The following is a 20,474-nucleotide window of genomic DNA, read 5'->3' on the forward strand; positions in this document are numbered from 1 at the left end:
TTCAGCTCATCTTCGGCTGTTTTAATTGCATTATCGAAACCAAGCACAGATACACATAGAGGTATATGTAATGAAAATGATGATGAATACCGTTTTAGCAGCCACCCTGATGGGTTCAATCGCGACAGCAGCCGTGGCGAGTAGCGAAACCGTGAACCAGCCCGTGGTGAATCAGGCCGCTTTTGCTCAAGTCACTACCGTTAAACAGGCTTTGGGCATGAAAGATGATAGCAATGTTCAGCTTAAAGGCTATGTGGTTAAAGCGGTCGGTGATGAAAAATATCAGTTCCGTGATAGCACCGGCAGCATCACCGTAGAAATTGATGATGAACTTTGGCAGGGCAAACCGATTTCAGCCAAAATCCCAGTGACCATTATCGGTGAAGTGGATATTGATTATAAACCGGCAAAACGAGTTGAAATTGATGTCGAGCAGCTTCGTTTCTAATTCTAATATGAACAGCTGAATTGAATCTGAAGCTTGTTCTGGATTCGAGGATTGTAAAAAACCACATGCAAATCATACAAAAAAGCATGTGGTTTTTTTGAGTCTGGACATTTTTCAGGGCAAGATAGAGAGATTGGCAAAGCGGAGCACAGCATGCGTATTCTTTTGGCAGAAGATGATCAGTCTCAGGCAGAAAGTATTCAGACCTGGCTGGAAATGGATGGCTATGTGATTGACTGGGTCGAGCGTGGCGATCATGCCATTTTGGCCATCGAACAACATCACTATGACTGCGTGTTGCTGGATCGCGGACTTCCCAATGCAACGGGAGACGATATTCTAAAAAGCCTGCGCAGCACACAGAAAGATACACCGGTAATTTTTATTACCGCCCGGGACAGTATTAATGACCGGGTTGAGGGACTGGATCTTGGTGCCAATGATTATCTGGTCAAACCTTTTAGTCTGGAAGAGCTTTCTGCCCGGGTACGCGCGCAGTTAAGACTGAAACAGCAAACGCCAAATCATATTCTGAAATGGCAGGATTTAAGTCTGGACACCCAGGCCAAGGCACTGAACAAGGCTGGTCAGGCGATTGGTCTGACCGCGAAAGAATTTCAGATTTTATATAAACTGATGCAGCAGCCGGAACATATCATTACCCGCGAGCAACTGGAAGAATCGCTATATGCCTGGGGTGATGAAATTGAAAGTAATGCCATTGAAGTGTTTATTTATCAACTGCGTAAAAAAATTGGCAGCCAGATGATTAAAACCATTCGTGGCCTGGGTTATCGCATGCATAAACCTGAGGCATAAATATGTCTGCACCCGTCTCCCTGCAAACCCGCCTGATCAAGAATGCCATGCTCAGCTCCATACTGGCAGGAGTATTGGCATGGTTGCTGCTGCTCGGGATTTCCAGCTATCAGGCGATTCAGCTGCATGATGATTTGATGGAACAGATTGCCGAGTTATTACTTGGGGATGTCAGACAGGCCGAAGGCGATCAGGTCGATGAAATCAGCGAGCAATTCGATATTCAATATGCGCTGTTGTTCAATCAGGATATTTTGACCACCTCTATTGAGGATGACCTGCTCAACAGCCTACAGGCAGATGAACCAAGTGGCTTTCAGTTCGCCTATGAAAATGGCCATTTTATCCGGATTTTGATTGCGGAAGATGAAGGATTGCAGGTCAAAGTGCTGCAGCCTTTATCAGTACGTTTTAATGAATTATGGCAAACCACCTTAAGTTTTGCCGGAATTTTACTCCTGCTCTGGTTATTGCAATGGCTGATTTTACACGTGGGGGTGAAACGTCAATTACGGCCTTTAAACAATATTTCCAGAGCGATAGGCGCCAAGTCGGCCGAAGATTTAAGTCCGATCTGCAGTCCGGATCCTGAAATCACGGAATTGCAACCGATCGTGCATCAGTTGAATGCCATGCTCAGCCGGCTGGAAAAATCACTGGCAGCGGAACAGCGCTTTACCGCAGATGCATCGCATGAATTACGTTCACCGCTTTCTGCAATTCAGATGCGTTTGCAGGTACTGAAACGTCAATATCAGCAGGATGCCCAGTTACCGCAGGCATTACAACTTATTCAGAATGATGTGAATCGTGGTGCCCAGGTACTGGAAAACTTACTCTTGCTGGCAAGACTAGATCCTGAAAAGGCAGAACAGCTGCCCAAGCAGCCCGTAAACCTGAAAATGATGGTTCAGGAAGTACTACAGGCCTTGCAACCTTTTGCTGCAGAAAAGCAGATCGAATGGCAATTGAGCATCGGAGATGGCCAGATCATGGCAAATCCGGAATTAATTTTTAGCTGTATTCGTAACCTGATAGATAATGCAATTCGATATACACCAGAACAGGGCAAAATCGAGATAAAAACTGATGTAGATGCCACAGGAGATCTGCGCTTGCTGATTGAAAATTCGGGAACAGGAATAGCGCCGGAAGTATTGGCACATCTTGGAGAGCGGTTTTATCGCGTCTTGGGGACACGTACTTCAGGTTCGGGTTTGGGACTTTCGATTTGCCGTAAGATCATGCAATTGCATGCAGCAGAAATTGATATTGCTGCTTCTGATCTGGGTGGGCTGAAAATTATCCTTAATTTTAAAAAGCATGAATCCCGCCAGTAAAAAAGCAGTATGCGCTGATTCATACTGCTTGTTCCCACGTTTATTATAATCAGGGTGTTATGGTTATTTTGTGAGAATCAGGCGGTTATTACGGGTCAGGCGTAAACGGTATTCTTCGCCGGCATGCATGATTCTGATTTCACGCCCAAGCGCGAAAAGGTTATTTGAATGCAACATAGGTAGTGCATGATGGCTATTATTGCGGCTAAACAAGCTAAAAGGTGCGTTCATTCCATCGACTCCGTGGTATCTGTTTGGATTGGTTTAAATGATAATCATTATCGAATAGGTCTGTCAACGAATTATTCTGTAATTTATAAAATAGTGCAATTTGCTTACAATTTGTAAAACTTCGAGTGCAGTAAAATTATGTCTAAACCTACAATTCATGTTGCGATTGCAATCTTATTTCATCAAAATCAGGTGCTTGTTGGTTGGCGTGAGGCAAAACAGCATCAAGGCAATAAATATGAATTTCCAGGTGGAAAGGTAGAACAGGGCGAGCAGCCTGTCGAAGCCTGTCGGCGTGAAGTGCAGGAAGAGGTCGGAATTGATCTGGAACACTGGCATGCATTCGATTTTATCAGTCATGAGTATGAAGATGTCATCGTCAATTTACATGTCTTTCATGCATCAGTATCTGCATCACAATTGTCAGGAATTAAAAAACCCTGGAGCTGGTATGCGCGTGAACAGCTCAGCAGTCTGAATTTTCCCAAAGCCAACCAGTCCATGCTGCAAAAGCTGCAATGGCCGCAGCGTATCAAGATTGCAGAGGATCTGGCGACTTTGCAGCAACTCGATCCGGATCAGATGCTATATTGGCGAGTGGCAATCACACCTGAACGTGTTATGCAATTACAACAGCTTCCGATTGAACTGCTTTCCAAGCTAATAATTAATCAGGAGCTCTGGTCACAGCTTAACGAATTACAGCAGCAAACGATTCGCACCCTTCACCTGAACCAGTCCCAGTTAATGGCCTTGCAAGCCGGTCAGTTGCTGCGAGGCTATCGTTATATTGCAGCCTGCCATGATCTGGCGACATTACAGCAGGCTGAACAGATTGGCTGTGAGGCAGCTTTGCTCAGTCCGGTGCTGGCGACACCGACACACCCGGGTACTGAGGCATTGGGCTGGGAGCAGTTCCAACAGCTGGCAATCCAGGTACAGATTCCGGTATTTGCCTTGGGCGGGCTGAAAACAGAAGATCTGGGCTATGCACAACGCCAGCATGCCTATGGCATTGCAGGTATACGCAATATATAAGTAAGCTACTTTATATTAGTAAGCTCTAATTAAGACATTAAAGTTTTTTTAAAGCCTGCTGGGCATTTTGAATGGCTTTGGTGTCTTTTTGCTGTTGTGCAGCCTTTAAACGAACCTGCCAGAGTTGTTTCTTCATCGCATTTGATTGCGCATAGCTCAGCCCACGTAATGCAAAAGCATCTGCACGTGCAGGCTGATTTTTGCGGTTCGCAATCATGCCCAGGTACAGATAAGTTTCAGATGCTTGAGGTGCCAGGCGCTGGGCTTGTACCGCTGCTGCTTCGGCCTGAGAAAATTGCTGCTTGGCATAGGCCTGCTGGGTTTGCTGCATAAGGCGCTTGAAGACAGGCAGATTACGGCCATCATCAAATTTTTGACTTTTTGGCTTTTGCTCGGGAATCACAATTTTCTGGCGTTTGATTTCAGGACGGTCATAAGGGGTAATGACTACGCCGTCCTGTGTCTGTGTTTTAGGCTTTTCTGCCGCAGGCTTGGCAGGAGCAGTTGGCTTTTCTGGCTCTGGAAAACTTTGGCAGCCCACCAAACTGAGGATGAGCAGGCCAGGGATGATTTTTTGTAACATAAACATACTCAATTAATGGCTATAACTTCCACTCGCGATGATACGGGTTTCGTTGGCAAGATCGCGTTCTATTTCTGTTTCACTTTCTTGTATATAACGGCTGATATCATCCATCTCGTCCGGATTGGAAGAAGAAGGTTCCGAGTCGATGGTCACTGGTTCCGTCACATAGCGCGAGAGACCGCAAGGGGTGGCCTGATTCGGTAGCGAATGCTGCGAAATCGGAATATACATGGCACCTTCACAGCCTGGCGCAGACAACAAGCCGGTATAACGATCCAGCCAGTGCCATTGAATTTCATTCGGTTGTGGCAGATTGACCGGCTTCTGGCGTAGCTGTTTCATGACATTGACCCAGACTGGAAGTGCACCAGAGGAACCGGTTAAGCCAGTCACTTTGTTGTCATCCAGACCCAGCCAGACCACGGTCATATAATTACCTGAATAGCCGGCAAACCATGAATCACGGCTGTCATTGGTAGTACCTGATTTACCTGCAAGATTCAGGCTGCTTGGCAGACTGTTATAAGCTGCACGGCCTGTACCGCTCGACATTACCTGTTGCAAGCCATAATTCAGGGCATAGGCTGATGCCGGATCAATGGTCGGTTGCACACTCAAACTATAGCGGTCAAGTATCCGTCCATTGGCATCGACCACAGAACGAATGGACTTGGTTGGATATTTAAAGCCGCCGGTCGCGAAGTTACCATAAATATTCATGACTTCCATTGGAGACATATCCACCGCGCCCAGATAAATCGACGGATAAGATGGAATATCGGAAGTCACGCCAAACTTTTTCAGATGATTAATAAAGGTAGATAAACCAAATTCCTGGCCTAAACGTACGGTAGACAGGTTATAAGATTGTGATAATGCCTGTGACATAGGTACGACACCATGTCCACGACCGCTATAGTTTTTCGGGGTCCAGGTTTTGCCATCACTCTTGATGCTGATTTCACTGTCTTCAATTGGACTGGCCCAATGATAACGGTTCGACTCCAGTGCACTCAGATAAATCACAGGCTTTAGCAGGGAACCGACCTGACGTTTGGCATCAACTGCCCGGTTAAAACCGGTAAAATCCTGAGTAGAACCTACTGCAGCGACCAGTTCACCATTTTCCGGATGTGATACCAGTACGGCACCTTGCAAGTCCTTTAAACGACCTGGATTAGACTTGCTTAAACGTGCCACTGTTTCTTTAAAGCTGTCCTGAATCCGGGTTTGAGCCAAAGGATCCAGTGTGGTGAAAATCCGCAGACCCTGATTGGTCAGGTCAGTTTCCTGATAGTCAGTGCGTAATTGGCGACGTACAATATCCAGGAAATCCGGGAAGCGGGCAGGGCCTAATGTCGGTTTAGAGATAACATTGAGTGGACGGGCAGTTTCTTTTTCATATTGTTCCTGAGTCAGATAATCCATCACCAGCATATTGTTCAGGACAATATCGCGACGTTTTTTTGCACTTTCAGGATTGCGCCATGGGTTGTACAGGCTTGGCCCCTGAACCAGACCCACCAGAAACGCTTGCTGGGAAATATTCAGTTCACGCAGCGGCAGGCCAAAATAAAACTGGGAAGCCAAGCCATAACCATTGATAGAATAGTTACCATTTTGGCCCAGATTTACCTCATTCAGATATGCTTCCAGAATTTCATTCTTGTCATAATGCAATTCAATCAGCATCGCCATAAACGCCTCATTTACTTTACGTTTTAAAGTACGTTCAGGCGTTAAATAGAAATTTTTGACCAGTTGCTGGGTCAGGGTCGAACCACCCTGACGTTTACCACCGGTAATATTGCTGACCACGGCACGTGCAATACCGCGTGGCGATACGCCATGATGCTCATAGAACTTACGGTCTTCAGTCGCGATCAATGCTTCAATCAAGGGTTTGGGTACTTTATTCAGTTTGATCAGTACCCGGTCTTCATTATGCTGCGGATAAATCCCGCCAATCAGTAATGGTTCTAAACGGGCAATCCCGCTTGAAGAGGGTTTGGTTGCGCTGACTTCAGCAATCTGTTCACCACTGAAACTGACTTTTAAGATCTGTTCCGGTTCGACCCGGTCACCGAAATCAAAGCCGCGCGTATGCACATATAAAATATTGCCTGTAGTAACAAAACTACCTGATTTGGTATAACTGTCAGAACTTTTATAGCCGAGTAATTTTAATTCTTGTTGGAAATCCTGCAGGCTGACCGGGGCATTGACATACACTTCCATTGGACGTGCGAAGACCTTTGCGGGTATATCCCAGCGTTGACCTTCAAATTTGTCGCGTACAATATTATCTAATTTAATCAGATAGATACTAAATGCTACAAAGATGGAAATGACGATAATAGAGAAAATTAAGGCAAGAAACCCCATGCCACGCTCAGATTTCATAAATACTTATAAGATCCTGTGAAATTGTGCTAATCATGCGAAGCTTTTCATTATTTTGCAATATTTAATCCATAAATGCGCTTAAAATTAAAATTAAACCTCACAATTTCTCCTTAATTTAAATATATTTCAAATAATTTCCTACGCATGAAGCACTGTTATAAATTGTCATCCAGGTAGAGCTTAATGTTATGATATGCAAGATTCGTAGCGGAGCGACGACACTGGTGCAAATTTCCCATAAGACCTTTCGAAATATCGGGTTAATAGGACGTCCTGATAAATCGTCGGTGGTTGAAACCTTATGCCTTATTCACGATCATCTTCTCAATTTAGGCCTACATCCAGTTTTTGATGCAGCGACAGCTGAACTTGTGCCATATCAAAATACCCAAACCGTCAGTCGTGCCTTATTGGGTGAAGTGGTGGATCTGGTGATTGTGGTGGGTGGTGACGGTTCCTTATTACATGCAGCACGTGCACTGGTAAAGTACAATACACCAGTCATTGGTGTTAACCGTGGTCGTCTGGGGTTTTTAACCGACATTAAACCGACCGAGGTGATCTTTAAGCTGGATCAGGTCTTAAAAGGTGACTTTCAGACCGAACGACGTTTTTTACTTGAACTTGAAATTCGTTCCAAAGGTGAAGTCATTTATGATGCGATTGCACTGAATGATGTCGTGCTACATTCAGGAAAATCGGTGCATATGATCGATTTTGAGCTGAATATTGATGGTCAATATGTCTATCGTCAGCATAGTGATGGCCTGATCGTATCTACGCCGACTGGCTCTACTGCTTATGCACTCTCTGGGGGCGGGCCGATTGTGCATCCGAGCATGGATGCGATTGCGCTGGTACCGATGCATCCGCATACCCTGTCTTCACGCCCGATTGTGGTGGGTGGACACAGCGAAATTAAATTACTGATTCGTGAAAATCGCGTACTACCGATGGTTAGTGCGGATGGACAGCACAGTGTGTCTTTGAATGTGGGCGATAGTGTCCATATTCGCAAGCATCCATTTAAACTGAATCTTCTGCATCCACCTGGCTATGACTTTTATAATGCCTGTCGCACCAAACTGGGGTGGAATCAGGACTTTGATTATTTTAAGCAGGATTAAATCATGAATATTGAACAAATGCTTGCCGTACTCAATCCTGAGATTGTTGAACGCCTAAGAACAGCAATTGAAATTGGAAAATGGCCAAACGGTGTAGCTTTAACCCAAGAGCAGCGTCAGACCTGTATGCAGGCAGTCTATGCCTGGGAAATGAAAAACCTGCCTGAAAATGAACGCAGCGGTTTTATCGATCGTGGCACCAAAGAAGAAGGCGAGGAATGTGATGATGATCATCACAAGAATGAGCCGGAATTCAAGCCGATCCGTTTTGTTTAAGCACTGGCGTCGAGTCAGTTGAAAGATATTTAAAAAGGCATTGTTCAGTGAATGAACAATGCCTTTTTCTTGATGATCAGGACATTAAACTGTGTGACGGGTCGCCCATAAATCTTGAGCTTTTTGCATCGCAACTTCATAGCTGTCACATACGCCCATGCAGTACAGTGCAATACCCATCGTTTCGGTGACTGCAATTTCGCCATAAGTATGGTTTTGCTGACCATCCCAAACCGCTTTAAAAATGTCCAGATCGAGTTCTTCTTCAATTGGACTGCGGTTATCCGTCAGTTTTGGCAGTTCATGTTGGTACAGTTCGCCATCTTTAATACCGCAGATCAGGGTTTTGGCATCGGGGTTACGCTCAAACTCGCCACCTTCGCCTTTAATTACGACGCTATTTTTATAACCGAGCTGATAAGCGGCCTGTTGATGCGAACCGCGATACGCCGGATGGAAAATCGCTTGTAGGGTAGCTTTGGCATTAAACGGGTTGATCAGACGCGCTAAGGTGTGAATCGGGGAACGAAGTCCCATCACATTGCGTAAGGCAATCAGGTCGGCCAGAATCGGGGAAATCACGTCTAGCGGGATATACGCAAAATGTCGTTGCTGTAATTGCTGCTCTACTTCATCATCATTTTGACAGATAGGATAGCCTAAGTAAGTCAGTACCTGTTCGGTGTAGACCCGGTTCATGGTATGACCTGAGGCGCCATGCATCACAATATTATAACCATGCTTGGCCAGTGTCAGCGCTGCCAGAATAAACCATGGATAATGCTTGCGCTTACCGGCATAAGAAGACCAGTCCAGATCGACATTTAGAGGTTTAAACTCAAGCTGATCCCGTGTTGCCTGAACAAAACCGGCCAACTCTTCTACAGATTCTTCCTTAACCCGCAATAACATCAAGAATGCGCCTAACTGCACATCCAGCACTTCATTTTTCAGAATCATGCTAAAGGCTTGATAGGCTTCATCATAACTGAGCGAACGGGCACCATTTTTTCCTTTACCCACGATGCGTACATATTGGGCGAAGGGATGTTCGAAATCTTTATAGATATTTCTTTTGGTATTCATAACTTACACAGCTTTCAGCAAATATTAATTCAAGGGAACGAGCAAAAATCCACAAAACTTTTCAGTATACGTAAAACCATCCTCTAAAGCTGCTTATCGACTAATGTCTAATTCGATCTGGATCAAAAAACAGACAATTGCATCATATTTTATGCACATTTAGTCGGATTATTCGGTAAAATTTAGACAATTTACAGAGTTTGTTTAATTTTTCTTAATCTCTTTCTCCCATCTAATACTTTAATCTGATATTGAATGTCAGATTGAATGCGTGGCTGATTTTTTATTTTGAACACTCTCTTAAGCCTATTGAGATTTGATCATATTCATCTTTAGAGCAGATGAATAGGTCACTGCATTTCTTAAAATGGTCTTTTTATTTTTGATATCGTTCAAGTAGATTTATTATGGCGAAAAAACCAATTTATAAGTCACTGTATTTTCAGGTGATTGTGGCCATTATTGCAGGTATCCTGGTCGGGCATTTCTCGCCTAGTGGTACGCAAATTATCAATGGTGCAGAACAGTATGTTCCTGGCTTGGGTGAACAGCTTAAACCGCTAGGTGATGCATTTATCCGTTTGATTAAAATGATCATCGCACCTGTGATTTTCTGTACCGTGGTCAGCGGTATTGCAGGTATGGAAAGCATGAAATCAGTGGGTAAAACTGGTGGTGTTGCTTTACTTTACTTCGAAATCGTCTCCACGATTGCTTTGGTGATCGGTCTGGTGGTGATTAACGTGGTCAAGCCAGGTGTAGGCATGAACGTTGATCCTGCTTCACTGGATACTACGGGCATCAGTAAATATGTCGCTTCGGGCGAGTCACAATCGACCATCGACTTCCTGATGAATATCATCCCAAATACTGTAGTCGGCGCATTTGCAGAAGGCGAAATTCTGCAAGTATTGTTGTTCGCAATCATCTTTGGTTTTGCGCTGCATAAGCTGGGTGAGCAAGGCAAGCCAGTCCTTAAACTTATTGACCAGATTTCACATGTATTCTTTAACATTGTGAACATGGTGATGAAACTTGCACCGATCGGTGCATTCGGTGCGATGGCCTTTACCATTGGTAAATATGGTATCGGTTCTCTGGCACAGCTGGCACAGTTGATCATTTGCTTCTATGTCACCTGTATCCTGTTTATTTTCATTGTTCTCGGTTCAATTGCGCGTTTCGCGGGTTTCAGCATCATGAAAATGATTCGCCTGATTCGCGAAGAACTGCTGATTGTACTGGGTACATCTTCTTCAGAATCGGTATTACCTCGTATGCTGAAGAAACTGGAACTTGCAGGTGCCGAGAAGTCGGTTGTCGGTCTGGTTATTCCAACGGGTTATTCATTTAACCTGGACGGTACGTCAATTTACTTGACCATGGCTGCGATCTTCATTGCGCAAGCAACCAATACGCAACTTGATTTGTCACATCAAATTACACTGCTACTGGTATTGTTAATCTCTTCTAAAGGTGCGGCAGGCGTAACAGGTTCAGGCTTTATTGTGATGGCGGCAACCTTGGCTGCTGTAGGGAATATTCCTGTGGCAGGTCTGGCATTGATTCTTGGTATTGACCGTTTCATGTCTGAAGCTCGTGCTTTAACGAACCTGGTAGGTAACTCTCTGGCGACTTTAGTCGTTGCAAAATGGGTAGGTCAGCTGGATATGGACAAGCTGAACTATGCATTGGCAAATCCGGCAGAAATTGATGAAAAAATGGCGCAAGAAGGCAATAACGCGCATTAATTCCAGTTTTGGCTAGGAAAAAAGGAAGCTTCGGCTTCCTTTTTTTGTTTTTATCTGACTGTGAAGTTAGTAAAAAGATCAAGAGCAGTACATGACAGGCAAGCTGAAAATGGATAGTCTGTGAACAGGAAATAAAACGATAAACAGTATAAGGACAATAGAATGCTTGCCTACGATGCCGATCTGGAATTATTCCGCGATAACTTTAAACGCTTCATGAACGAACATGTCGCACCGTATTATGAGCAGTGGGAACGTGAAGGATTGATGCCGCGTTCAGTCTGGAATGCACTCGGTGAAAATGGCTTCTTGTGTGTCGATGTTCCGGAGGAATATGGTGGCTACGGAGTACCGACCGATTATTCATTGATGCTGATCGAAGAGTCCGCACGTGCCGGATACAGTGCAATCTCTACAGGGCTATCCTGTCATTCGGATATTGCTGCACCGTATATCTTGCATATCGGCACAGAAGCGCAGAAGCAATACTGGTTGCCGAAAATGGTCACGGGTGAAGTGGTCGGCGCGATTGGCATGACCGAGCCGGGTGCCGGTTCAGACTTACAGGCGATGCGTACCAGCGCCATCTTGCAAGATGACTACTATTTATTAAATGGTTCAAAAACCTTTATTTCCAATGGTCAGCATGCCGACTTGGTGGTACTGGCTGTAAAAACCGATCCTCAGGCGCGTGCCAAGGGTGTTTCATTGTTGCTGGCTGATACCCATCTGGACGGCTTTAAAAAAGGCACCAATCTGGACAAGATCGGTTTACATGCACAGGACACTTCCGAGCTGTTCTTCGACAATGTCAAAGTACCAAAAGACCAGTTATTGGGTCAGCCGGGACAGGGTTTTGCTTATTTGATGCAGGAATTGCCGCGTGAGCGTACCGCCATCGCAGCAACGGCTCTGGGAGCCATCCGTGGTTCTATTGATGTGACTACACAATATGTCAAGGAGCGTCAGGCTTTTGGTCAGGCGATTGGTCAATTCCAGAATACCCGTTTCGTACTGGCGCAAGCAAAAATCGATGAACTGGCGACAGCCGCATTTTATAACCAGAATCTTGAACTTTATATGCAAGGCAAACTGGATGTCGAAACAGCAGCGGCATTGAAGAGCTTTTCTACCGATATGCAAATGAAAATTGCTGATAATCTGCTTCAGCTCTTTGGGGGATATGGTTATATGACTGAATACCCGATTTCACGTTTCTTTGTCGATGCGCGGATTCAGCGGATTTATGGGGGAACCAATGAAATCATGAAAGAGATTGTGGCACGCGGTCTGCTAGGACGTTAATACACCTATAAAAAAAAGAGTCTTTCACGGACTCTTTTTTTATTGGAAACGCTTGGTCAACATAGAATTATCCTGTTTTTAAATTTCATGATTTTAGGACATTGAGACATTCATGAATAAAAATGGGCAGGTCATTGGGCAGGCGCGATGAAATCAACTGGTTATTGTCATTGACCAGCTCTACATCATAATAGGTTCCACCCGCATGCTGTACACGGCTCGCATGTGCCCGGATACTGGTAATAATCCGATTTTTCAGTACATCTGCTTCACACAGCAATAATGACGCATCGCATAGACTGAATATGGCTTTTTTGGCCTGATTGAAGGCATGGATAAACTGTAGCACCCGAACATCTGTAGAGAGGGAAACTGCAGACTCTCCTCCTGGAATCAGCAAGGCATCAAAGTCATCAATACTGATCTGTTCGATGCCACGGTCGATGGTAACAGCAGAACAGCCATGCAGCCCATAAACCACTTTACCTGCATGAAGTTCAATATTGCAGATACTATGTTTGGCAGCCAGCAAGGCTGCAACTGGTTCAAGGTATTCCTGATCTTCAAAATTATTTGTTATAAGGACAGCTATTCTTTTTGGCATGACTGACACCCCCAATGCTTGATTTAAATTAGACTAGCGGTTAAAGGTTGAAAAAACGTCTCTGCTTTGTAACGCAGTAGTATTTTTGTGTAAAAAAACCAGTAAAATCAACGAAAAATAGAAAAAATTCAGTTTATTCGTGTGCATTTTATTGTGAAAGATATCTCAGATTTTTATAAATTAGAAAAGATATTTTTGGAGCGATTATTTTAATTTTCTTATGGTTAAAACCGCTATATAGATTAAGAAATAGTGATATTTCATCTTCATTAAAATCAGTTAAGATGAGTGGGCGAAATTTACAAATTCATAATGTAAATCAAGCAAAAAGGCTGAACTAAGTGTTACCAGATATGACCAAAAGCGATGAATGGTTAAAATCAACTGTCTGTTTTTAAGACTTAATCTACCAATGTCATATTGCGTAACATTTTAAAGCTCACTATTGTTATACTGAACAGATAAGGTTTATGAAGGGCGACATAACAATGATCAACGACGATCAAAACACCACGATTTCTCTTGATTTGGCAAAAATTCGTGAAGATATCGATTCTGTTGATCAGCAAATTCAGCAATTGATTAACCGTCGTGCACGATTGGCTGAGGCTGTCGCAAAAGCAAAGTTTGCGTCAGAAGAGAATCCGCTGTTTTACCGTCCAGAACGTGAAGCACAAGTTTTACGCAATGTCATGGAACGCAATGAAGGTCCATTGTCAGATACCACCATGGCGCGTCTGTTCCGTGAAATCATGTCCGCTTGTCTTGCGCTTGAAGCTCCGCAAAGTATTGCTTTCCTTGGCCCAGTCGGGACCTATACCCATTCTGCGGTACTGAAGCACTTTGGTCATGATGCCGTGGTTCGACCTTTGCCGACGATTGATGAAGTCTTCCGTGAAGTAGAGGCGGGCAGTGCCCATTATGGCTTGGTGCCGGTAGAAAATTCCTCAGAAGGTGTGGTCAATCATACCCTGGACTGTTTTAAAACCTCTAACCTGAATGTCATTGGTGAAGTCGAATTGCCGATTCATCATCAGTTCCTGATTTCTGAAAATACCCGTAAAGACAGTATTAAACAGATTTATGCCCATCAGCAGACCCTGGCACAATGTCGTAAATGGCTAGATGCCCATTATCCAGGAGTAGAGCGGGTTGCTTTGAGTTCCAATGCTGAAGCTGCGCGCCGAATCCGGAATGAATGGCATTCTGCCGCGATTGCCTCTGAAATTGCTGCGAGCATCTATGAACTCGAAATCATGCATGGCAATATCGAGGACAATCCGGAAAACACCACGCGCTTCCTGGTGATTGGTCGTGAAAAAGTGCCGCAAAGTGGCAATGATAAAACCTCATTGCTGATTTCTGCACATGACCGTGCCGGGGCATTGCTGGAAATTCTGGCGCCATTTGCCAAGCATAACATCAGTCTGACCAGCATTGAAACGCGTCCCGCACTTCCTGAAAAATGGGCTTATGTGTTCTTCATTGATCTGGAAGGCCATATTGAGCAGGAACATGTCAAAGCTGCCATTGCAGAAATTCGTCCTTTGGTGAAAGAAGTCCGCGTGCTGGGCTCATATCCTGCCGCTGTACTTTAATTCAGCTATGTGTGGTCAGGGCAAGGGTGCTGACCACTGTTTTGTACCTAAAATTGGAAGTCTAAAATGTCGTTTGTTCCAGCTAATTCAGGCATCTCAAAATTAAAGCCATATCAACCGGGTAAGCCAATCAGTGAGCTTGAGCGTGAGTTGGGTATTACCGATATCGTGAAACTGGCGTCAAATGAAAATCCGCTGGGTTGTTCAGATAAAGTCAAAGAAGCGGTCGCTGCGGAAATTGCCGAAATTGGCCGTTATCCTGATGGTGGTGGTTTTATCCTGAAAGATCAAATCAAAACTCAGTTTGGTTTTAATCACGATCAGATTACGCTAGGTAATGGTTCAAACGACTTGCTGGAAATATTTGCACGTGCATTTGTTTCTTCAAGCGATTCTGTGGTGTATAGCCAGCATGCCTTTGCGGTTTATGCGCTAGTGACTCAAGCGATTAATGCACAAGCAATTGAAGTGCCAGCCAAAGGTTTCTCCCATGACCTTGATGCGATGGCTGCGGCGATTCAGGACAATACCAAACTTGTCTTCATTGCCAATCCGAACAACCCGACCGGGACCTGGTTTGAAGAAGCTGAATTTGAAGCTTTCATGCAAAAAGTGCCTGCCAATGTGATTGTGGTGCTAGATGAAGCCTATGTGGAATATTTCCCGGAAAACTTCAATAGCCTGAAATTCCTGCATCAATATCCAAACCTGATTGTTAGCCGTACTTTGTCGAAGTGTTATGGTCTGGCAGCGCTGCGGGTTGGTTTTGCTCTGGCATCGGTTGAAGTGACGGATTATTTAAACCGTATTCGTCAGCCATTTAACGTCAACCATTTAGCCATGGTGGCTGCAGTGGCTGCACTGAAAGATGAAGAGTTTATTGCACGTTCACGTGAAGTGAATAAAGCCGGTATGGCGCAACTTGAGGCAGGTTTTAAGGCTTTGGGTCTGAACTATGTGCCTTCTCGTGCCAACTTCATTTTGGTTGATGTACAGGCAGATCCAGCCGCAACTTTTAATGGCTTGCTTAAATTAGGCGTGATTGTGCGTCCGGTCGGTATTTCCAATCACATTCGTGTATCGATTGGTACTGAAGCAGAAAACGCGAAATTCTTGAGCGCGCTTGCTAAAGTATTGGGTTTAGAGGCAAAAGCTTAAACCATGTCGCAGCCACTGTTTGAAAAAGTTGCATTTATCGGGCTTGGACTGATTGGTTCCAGCCTGGCGCGTGTCATTCGAGCCGAGCATCTGGCCAATGACATCGTTGCATCGACACGTTCGCCAAAAACCTTGGAAGATGCCAAAGTGCTGGGTCTGATTTCCGAAGGCTATGCCGATCCTGTAGACGCTGTCAAAGGCGCTGATCTGGTTGTGCTGGCATTGCCAGTACGTGCTACCCAGAAAGTACTTGAAGTCATTCAGCCGTATTTATCCGCTAATGTCATCATTACGGATGTCGGCAGTACCAAGGGCAATGTGGTCGAAGCGGCCAGAGCGGTGTTTGGTGATAGATTACCTGAGGGTTTTGTGCCGGGACATCCGATTGCCGGTGCCGAACATACCGGGGTACATGCTGGAAAAGTCGATTTGTTTGCCAATCACAAAGTAATTTTGACCCCGCTGCCAACAAGCGCAGACTGGGCTGTCGAGAAACTGATTCAACTGTGGCAAGCGGCAAAAGCCGAAGTGATTTGTATGGATGTGGACAAGCACGATGAAGTGCTGGCACATACCAGTCATCTTCCACACTTGATGGCGTTTAACCTGGTCGAACAGCTGGCCAAGCGTGAAGACAACTTAGACATTTTTCGTTATGCTGCCGGTGGCTTCCGGGATTTTTCCCGGATTGCGGCCAGTGATCCACAAATGTGGCATGACATCTTTTTTGCAAATAAGAAAGCAGTTCTGAATGCCGTCGATGGTTTTGAGCAGCAGCTCGCCATCATTCGAAAATTGATTGAAGATGAAGATTCCCAAGCATTGATGGGCTTATTGGGTCATGCGCAGGCAGCACGCCAGCATTTTAACCATATGCTCACCAAGACACCTTTCATGGAGAAAAATAAAGTGACACAACAATTTACCATTCAGCCGGGTTCCAAGAAATTTCAGGGTAAATTTACCGTGCCAGGTGACAAATCTGTGTCACATCGCTCGATCATGTTTGGTGCCATTGCTGAAGGTACGACACATGTGACCGGTTTCCTTGAGGGTGAGGATGCATTGGCAACCTTGCAGGCTTTCCGTGATATGGGTGTGAGTATTGAAGGCCCTAAAAATGGTGAAGTCATTATTCACGGTGTCGGCATGCATGGTCTCAAGTCACCTAAGTCTGCTATCTATATGGGCAACTCAGGTACTTCAATGCGCTTACTGTCAGGCATGCTGGCTGCGCAAAAATTTGATTCCGTGATGACCGGTGATGCTTCACTGTCTAAACGCCCGATGGAACGTATTGCCAAGCCTTTACGTGAAATGGGTGCGCAGATTCAAACCACGGGTGAGCGTGGAACACCGCCTGTTTCGATTACAGGCAATCAACAGCTACAGGGTATTCAGTACGACTTGCCAATGGCTTCGGCTCAGGTGAAATCAGGGATTTTACTTGCAGGTCTGTGGGCAAATGGTGAAACGGCAGTCACTGAACCTGAACCAACACGTGATCATACCGAACGTATGTTGCGTGCCTTTGGCTATGAGGTAAAAACTGAAGGCAATCGTATTTCACTGCAAGGTGGCGGTAAGCTGGTTGGAACCAATATTCAGGTGCCTTCTGATATTTCTTCTGCAGCCTTCTTCATGGTCGGCGCTGCGATTACTGAAAATTCGGATGTGACCTTGGAAGCTGTTGGTATTAACCCAACCCGTATCGGTGTGATCGAAATCCTGAAACAGATGGGTGCGGACATTAGTGTTGAAAATGAACGCATTGCTGGCGGTGAACCAATTGCAGACATCCGGATCAAAGGGTCGCGTACGCTAAAAGGCATTCATATGCCGGAAGATCAGGTGCCATTGGCGATTGATGAATTCCCGGCATTATTTATTGCGGCGGCATGTGCGGAAGGTCAAACCGTTTTGACTGGTGCTGCTGAACTTCGTGTCAAAGAATCGGATCGTATTCAAGTCATGGCAGATGGCTTAAAAACCATGGGCATCGACTGCACCCCAACTGAAGATGGCATCATTATTGAAGGTAAAGGTAAGTCAGGTGACTGGTCGCCAATCTTTACGGGTGGTGAAATTGAATCGCATCATGATCACCGCATTGCAATGAGCTTCTCGATTGCCGGTTTGCGTAATTCAGAACAAATCAAGATTGTCGGTACAGAAACGGTCGCTACCAGTTTCCCGACCTTTACCGCACTGACTTCACAGGCTGGTCTGGCGATTGAAGTCACAGAATAATTTTTAACAATTATGTGAAACAGCCAAGCTTTTGCTTGGCTGTTTTGTTTATATTGCTTATGCTAAAACCATACAACAAAAAAGCCATTTGGATAGAGCGATGCGAAAATTAAAATTTATGGCAAATGCACAAAGCCTGCAACAGCCACATGATGGTCAGGAAACCCAGGAATATGTAGCACGTTTGCTTGCCGGAGAATTAGGCAAATATGGCTTTCAGACCTTAAGTCAAAGTGGTGCCCAGGTTGCCGTGAGCGTGGATGAACATGCATTGCCTTTATCAGTCAGCTGTGAAACCAGAGATGAGCAGGGCCATCTGATCTGTGAAATTGCCTCATATCCGGAAGAAGAACAAGACTGGCTGGATCGTATTACCGAACGCAGTCTGCTTAATCAGTTGGCACAGGCCGTCGAAACCTCACTAAAAGAACAGGAAAGCTTTAGCGAGTTTGAATGGAAGAATTAATCTTAACTCTGCTAAAACTCGCGCTTCACTGAAAAATGAAGGTCTTATACCGAGCTATTTTTTGCATCTCATGCCCTAGAAGACCGTACCGTGATACGGCTGGCCTGACACGTTCTATGACATGGATCTGCCAGAATCTGAACATGCATTTGCAACAGTATGGCAAAGCTGACTAGAGAATAGGGCCGCTGAAGAAGACTATGCAGCGGTTGATGCGTTGGCAATTTATGCCTTGGATGAGTTAGCTCCTCAACGATGGATTTACTACCCTGTAGCTAAAGCAAAGGCCGCGTTGAAAACTGATTCAACGTTGGGAGGAGAAGGTCATTGCTGTGGTACAACGACCTGAATATTCGAGCGTTGATTGATTACTTAACTGCAAAAGGGCTATAAAATACATAAAAACCCATCATTTGATGGGTTTTATTATTTAGCCAAGCGCCAGGTAGCGGGTCATGGCAATACGTAACTGCTTTAAATAGCCGGTAAAGAAATGGTTGGCACCAGGCAATACCGTGACCAAATGGCGCTGTGGTTTTGCCCACTCAATCATGTCAGATAGCAAGGTTACTTCATCACCTTCACCATGAATAAATAGAATGTCGCCTTTGATTGCTGGTGTAACATAATGGCGAATACCGGCGACTGTTGCCGTTGGCAGACCACATAAAATAGTCTGTTTAGGTTGCAGTTCTACCGGCAAGGCAGCATAGCTTTTTGCCATGACATGTGCACCAAAACTAAAACCACCTGCATAAAAAGGCAAGGCAATATACTGACTGCGTGCAAACTTAATGACTTCTAATACATCATCAGTCTCACCAAAGCCCTCGTCGTGTATACCTTCACTTTGACCAGAACCGCGAAAACTCGGACGATACACAACACAACCACGTTCCAGATACATTTGTGCCAGTAAAACTGGAACCTTGTGTTGGGGAGTACCACCTTGCAAGGGGTGGGGGTGACAAACTACCGCGAATCCTTTCACTTCACCCTGAGGATAATCCACAAAAACTTCAATCTGACCCGCAGGTCCTTGAAGGAAAATTTGCTCGGACATAGAAAAACCGATGATTAGCAGGAGAATGGTGCATTTTAACGATTATGGTGAATAAAAACATGAATTGGAATTAAAATAAGTAGACTGATATAGTTTGATTAATCATTTTTTGACCAGGTTGCCATGCTCGCTTTAATTTCTCCAGCCAAAACTCTCGATTACGATAGCCCATTACCGACCGATCAATTTACACAAGCAAGATTATTGGAACATTCACAGGACTTGATAGAGGTATGTTGTCAACTTTCTGCGACGGAAATTTCCAGTTTAATGAGTGTCAGTGAAAAAATTGCCAATTTAAATACAGCACGTTTCAAGGACTGGCAGCCCGATTTTAATCTGGCCAATGCACGTCAGGCCATTTTTGCATTTAAAGGGGATGTCTATACAGGTCTGGATGCCTATAGTTTAAAGCATGAGGATTTGCACTACGCACAACAGCGTTTGCGCATGCTGTCTGGTTTATATGGCCTATTGCGTCCTTTGGATCTGATGATGCCGTACCGTCTGGAAATGGGAACCAAATTGGCCAATTCTCGTGGCCATAACCTGTATGAATTCTGGGCACATCACATTACAGATCTGATTAATCAGGACTTGGCAGCAGCAAATTCTAAAATTTTGGTGAATATTGCTTCCGATGAATATTATAAATCAGTCAATGAATCTAAGGTTCAGGCCGAGATTATCAAGCCGGTATTTCTGGATCAGAAAAATGGCAAATATAAAGTAATTAGTTTTTATGCCAAAAAGGCACGTGGTTTGATGGCACGCTTTATGGTTGAAAATAAAATTGATCGTATTGAAGAGCTGAAGGCTTTCAACACTGACGGTTATTATTTCGATGCAGACAGTTCGCTTAAAGGTGAACTGGTCTTTAAGCGTGATGAACAAATCAGTGCATAACTGAGCCTCTTGCCAG

19 protein-coding genes are annotated in these 20,474 nt (G+C 44.7%); 13 read left to right on the forward strand and 6 right to left on the reverse strand.

Annotated elements, in window-relative coordinates:
- Positions 1-70 precede the first annotated feature (70 nt).
- The 3 genes from AC3IT7_RS04900 to AC3IT7_RS04910 all read left to right on the forward strand — a co-directional run bounded on the left by AC3IT7_RS04900 (position 71) and on the right by AC3IT7_RS04910 (position 2,607).
- Positions 71-448 carry a NirD/YgiW/YdeI family stress tolerance protein gene (locus AC3IT7_RS04900; protein ID WP_489249594.1) on the forward strand — a complete coding sequence of 126 codons (378 nt, stop codon included), beginning with the start codon at positions 71-73 and terminating at the stop codon, positions 446-448.
- A gap of 153 nt (positions 449-601) precedes the next feature.
- Positions 602-1,267 carry a response regulator transcription factor gene (locus AC3IT7_RS04905; protein ID WP_489249595.1) on the forward strand — a complete coding sequence of 222 codons (666 nt, stop codon included), beginning with the start codon at positions 602-604 and terminating at the stop codon, positions 1,265-1,267.
- A gap of 2 nt (positions 1,268-1,269) precedes the next feature.
- Positions 1,270-2,607 carry a sensor histidine kinase gene (locus AC3IT7_RS04910; RefSeq protein WP_489249596.1) on the forward strand — a complete coding sequence of 446 codons (1,338 nt, stop codon included), beginning with the start codon at positions 1,270-1,272 and terminating at the stop codon, positions 2,605-2,607.
- Between the two features lie 63 nt (positions 2,608-2,670).
- On the opposite strand, the gene hemP is transcribed toward AC3IT7_RS04910, so the two are convergent.
- On the reverse strand, positions 2,671-2,838 hold the full coding sequence (gene hemP, locus AC3IT7_RS04915; protein ID WP_005097474.1) for a hemin uptake protein HemP: 168 nt from the start codon (positions 2,836-2,838) through the stop codon (positions 2,671-2,673).
- Between the two features lie 138 nt (positions 2,839-2,976).
- Between hemP and AC3IT7_RS04920 the strand changes: the two genes are divergently transcribed.
- A complete protein-coding gene (locus tag AC3IT7_RS04920; protein ID WP_489249597.1) occupies positions 2,977-3,876 on the forward strand; it encodes an NUDIX domain-containing protein in 900 nt (299 codons plus the stop codon).
- A gap of 37 nt (positions 3,877-3,913) precedes the next feature.
- Here AC3IT7_RS04920 and AC3IT7_RS04925 read toward each other — a convergent pair whose 3' ends face one another.
- Complete coding sequence (locus AC3IT7_RS04925) at positions 3,914-4,459, reverse strand: tetratricopeptide repeat protein (RefSeq protein WP_489249598.1); 546 nt, start codon at positions 4,457-4,459, stop codon at positions 3,914-3,916.
- A 12-nt stretch (positions 4,460-4,471) separates the two neighbouring features.
- On the reverse strand, positions 4,472-6,865 hold the full coding sequence (mrcB, locus tag AC3IT7_RS04930) for a penicillin-binding protein 1B (RefSeq protein WP_489249599.1): 2,394 nt from the start codon (positions 6,863-6,865) through the stop codon (positions 4,472-4,474).
- A gap of 191 nt (positions 6,866-7,056) precedes the next feature.
- On the opposite strand from mrcB, the gene AC3IT7_RS04935 reads away from it, so the two are divergent.
- Together AC3IT7_RS04935 and AC3IT7_RS04940 are read left to right on the forward strand one after the other, a co-directional pair.
- Positions 7,057-7,995 carry an NAD(+) kinase gene (locus tag AC3IT7_RS04935; RefSeq protein WP_475654556.1) on the forward strand — a complete coding sequence of 313 codons (939 nt, stop codon included), beginning with the start codon at positions 7,057-7,059 and terminating at the stop codon, positions 7,993-7,995.
- A gap of 3 nt (positions 7,996-7,998) precedes the next feature.
- Entirely contained in the window at positions 7,999-8,271 is a 273-nt protein-coding gene (locus AC3IT7_RS04940) for a YeaC family protein (RefSeq protein WP_005097466.1), read from the forward strand.
- A gap of 84 nt (positions 8,272-8,355) precedes the next feature.
- On the opposite strand, the gene AC3IT7_RS04945 is transcribed toward AC3IT7_RS04940, so the two are convergent.
- The gene (locus AC3IT7_RS04945) at positions 8,356-9,357 is read right to left on the reverse strand and encodes a glycosyl transferase family protein (protein ID WP_489249600.1); all 1,002 of its coding nucleotides are present in this window, start codon (positions 9,355-9,357) and stop codon (positions 8,356-8,358) included.
- A gap of 407 nt (positions 9,358-9,764) precedes the next feature.
- Between AC3IT7_RS04945 and AC3IT7_RS04950 the strand changes: the two genes are divergently transcribed.
- Positions 9,765-11,108 carry a dicarboxylate/amino acid:cation symporter gene (locus tag AC3IT7_RS04950; protein ID WP_489249601.1) on the forward strand — a complete coding sequence of 448 codons (1,344 nt, stop codon included), beginning with the start codon at positions 9,765-9,767 and terminating at the stop codon, positions 11,106-11,108.
- Between the two features lie 162 nt (positions 11,109-11,270).
- Positions 11,271-12,413 carry an acyl-CoA dehydrogenase family protein gene (locus AC3IT7_RS04955; RefSeq protein WP_489249602.1) on the forward strand — a complete coding sequence of 381 codons (1,143 nt, stop codon included), beginning with the start codon at positions 11,271-11,273 and terminating at the stop codon, positions 12,411-12,413.
- Between the two features lie 85 nt (positions 12,414-12,498).
- Here the strand turns inward: AC3IT7_RS04955 and AC3IT7_RS04960 are convergent, their stop codons facing one another.
- Positions 12,499-13,017: a DJ-1/PfpI family protein gene (locus AC3IT7_RS04960; RefSeq protein ID WP_489249603.1), complete on the reverse strand. Its 519-nt coding sequence runs from the start codon at positions 13,015-13,017 to the stop codon at positions 12,499-12,501.
- Positions 13,018-13,505: 488 nt separating this feature from the next.
- On the opposite strand from AC3IT7_RS04960, the gene pheA reads away from it, so the two are divergent.
- The 4 genes from pheA (at position 13,506) to AC3IT7_RS04980 (ending at position 18,489) form a co-directional block, all read left to right on the forward strand.
- On the forward strand, positions 13,506-14,615 hold the full coding sequence (pheA, locus tag AC3IT7_RS04965; protein ID WP_422196123.1) for a prephenate dehydratase: 1,110 nt from the start codon (positions 13,506-13,508) through the stop codon (positions 14,613-14,615).
- Between the two features lie 66 nt (positions 14,616-14,681).
- Entirely contained in the window at positions 14,682-15,773 is a 1,092-nt protein-coding gene (hisC, locus tag AC3IT7_RS04970) for a histidinol-phosphate transaminase (protein WP_475654561.1), read from the forward strand.
- Between the two features lie 3 nt (positions 15,774-15,776).
- Complete coding sequence (locus tag AC3IT7_RS04975; RefSeq protein WP_489249604.1) at positions 15,777-18,023, forward strand: bifunctional prephenate dehydrogenase/3-phosphoshikimate 1-carboxyvinyltransferase; 2,247 nt, start codon at positions 15,777-15,779, stop codon at positions 18,021-18,023.
- Between the two features lie 100 nt (positions 18,024-18,123).
- Complete coding sequence (locus AC3IT7_RS04980) at positions 18,124-18,489, forward strand: hypothetical protein (RefSeq protein ID WP_489249605.1); 366 nt, start codon at positions 18,124-18,126, stop codon at positions 18,487-18,489.
- A gap of 430 nt (positions 18,490-18,919) precedes the next feature.
- Here AC3IT7_RS04980 and AC3IT7_RS04985 read toward each other — a convergent pair whose 3' ends face one another.
- Positions 18,920-19,552 carry an alpha/beta hydrolase gene (locus AC3IT7_RS04985; RefSeq protein WP_475654564.1) on the reverse strand — a complete coding sequence of 211 codons (633 nt, stop codon included), beginning with the start codon at positions 19,550-19,552 and terminating at the stop codon, positions 18,920-18,922.
- Between the two features lie 123 nt (positions 19,553-19,675).
- Here AC3IT7_RS04985 and yaaA point away from each other — a divergent pair, with 123 nt between their 5' ends.
- Positions 19,676-20,458: a peroxide stress protein YaaA gene (gene yaaA, locus AC3IT7_RS04990; protein ID WP_489249606.1), complete on the forward strand. Its 783-nt coding sequence runs from the start codon at positions 19,676-19,678 to the stop codon at positions 20,456-20,458.
- The last annotated feature ends 16 nt before the right edge of the window (positions 20,459-20,474 follow it).

Source organism: Acinetobacter sp. KH_038 (assembly GCF_057839405.1).

What these genes read in the sequence shown, in the direction of transcription:
- AC3IT7_RS04905 (WP_489249595.1), top strand. Translation starts at nt 602, where the DNA reads ATGCGTATTCTTTTGGCAGAAGATGATCAGTCTCAGGCAGAAAGTATT.
- AC3IT7_RS04940 (WP_005097466.1), top strand. Translation starts at nt 7,999, where the DNA reads ATGAATATTGAACAAATGCTTGCCGTACTCAATCCTGAGATTGTTGAA.
- AC3IT7_RS04925 (WP_489249598.1), bottom strand. Translation starts at nt 4,459, where the DNA reads ATGTTACAAAAAATCATCCCTGGCCTGCTCATCCTCAGTTTGGTGGGC.
- AC3IT7_RS04900 (WP_489249594.1), top strand. Translation starts at nt 71, where the DNA reads ATGAAAATGATGATGAATACCGTTTTAGCAGCCACCCTGATGGGTTCA.
- AC3IT7_RS04960 (WP_489249603.1), bottom strand. Translation starts at nt 13,017, where the DNA reads ATGCCAAAAAGAATAGCTGTCCTTATAACAAATAATTTTGAAGATCAG.
- hisC (WP_475654561.1), top strand. Translation starts at nt 14,682, where the DNA reads ATGTCGTTTGTTCCAGCTAATTCAGGCATCTCAAAATTAAAGCCATAT.
- AC3IT7_RS04935 (WP_475654556.1), top strand. Translation starts at nt 7,057, where the DNA reads ATGATATGCAAGATTCGTAGCGGAGCGACGACACTGGTGCAAATTTCC.
- AC3IT7_RS04945 (WP_489249600.1), bottom strand. Translation starts at nt 9,357, where the DNA reads ATGAATACCAAAAGAAATATCTATAAAGATTTCGAACATCCCTTCGCC.
- hemP (WP_005097474.1), bottom strand. Translation starts at nt 2,838, where the DNA reads ATGAACGCACCTTTTAGCTTGTTTAGCCGCAATAATAGCCATCATGCA.
- AC3IT7_RS04975 (WP_489249604.1), top strand. Translation starts at nt 15,777, where the DNA reads ATGTCGCAGCCACTGTTTGAAAAAGTTGCATTTATCGGGCTTGGACTG.
- yaaA (WP_489249606.1), top strand. Translation starts at nt 19,676, where the DNA reads ATGCTCGCTTTAATTTCTCCAGCCAAAACTCTCGATTACGATAGCCCA.
- AC3IT7_RS04910 (WP_489249596.1), top strand. Translation starts at nt 1,270, where the DNA reads ATGTCTGCACCCGTCTCCCTGCAAACCCGCCTGATCAAGAATGCCATG.
- AC3IT7_RS04985 (WP_475654564.1), bottom strand. Translation starts at nt 19,552, where the DNA reads ATGTCCGAGCAAATTTTCCTTCAAGGACCTGCGGGTCAGATTGAAGTT.
- pheA (WP_422196123.1), top strand. Translation starts at nt 13,506, where the DNA reads ATGATCAACGACGATCAAAACACCACGATTTCTCTTGATTTGGCAAAA.
- AC3IT7_RS04955 (WP_489249602.1), top strand. Translation starts at nt 11,271, where the DNA reads ATGCTTGCCTACGATGCCGATCTGGAATTATTCCGCGATAACTTTAAA.
- AC3IT7_RS04920 (WP_489249597.1), top strand. Translation starts at nt 2,977, where the DNA reads ATGTCTAAACCTACAATTCATGTTGCGATTGCAATCTTATTTCATCAA.
- mrcB (WP_489249599.1), bottom strand. Translation starts at nt 6,865, where the DNA reads ATGAAATCTGAGCGTGGCATGGGGTTTCTTGCCTTAATTTTCTCTATT.
- AC3IT7_RS04980 (WP_489249605.1), top strand. Translation starts at nt 18,124, where the DNA reads ATGCGAAAATTAAAATTTATGGCAAATGCACAAAGCCTGCAACAGCCA.
- AC3IT7_RS04950 (WP_489249601.1), top strand. Translation starts at nt 9,765, where the DNA reads ATGGCGAAAAAACCAATTTATAAGTCACTGTATTTTCAGGTGATTGTG.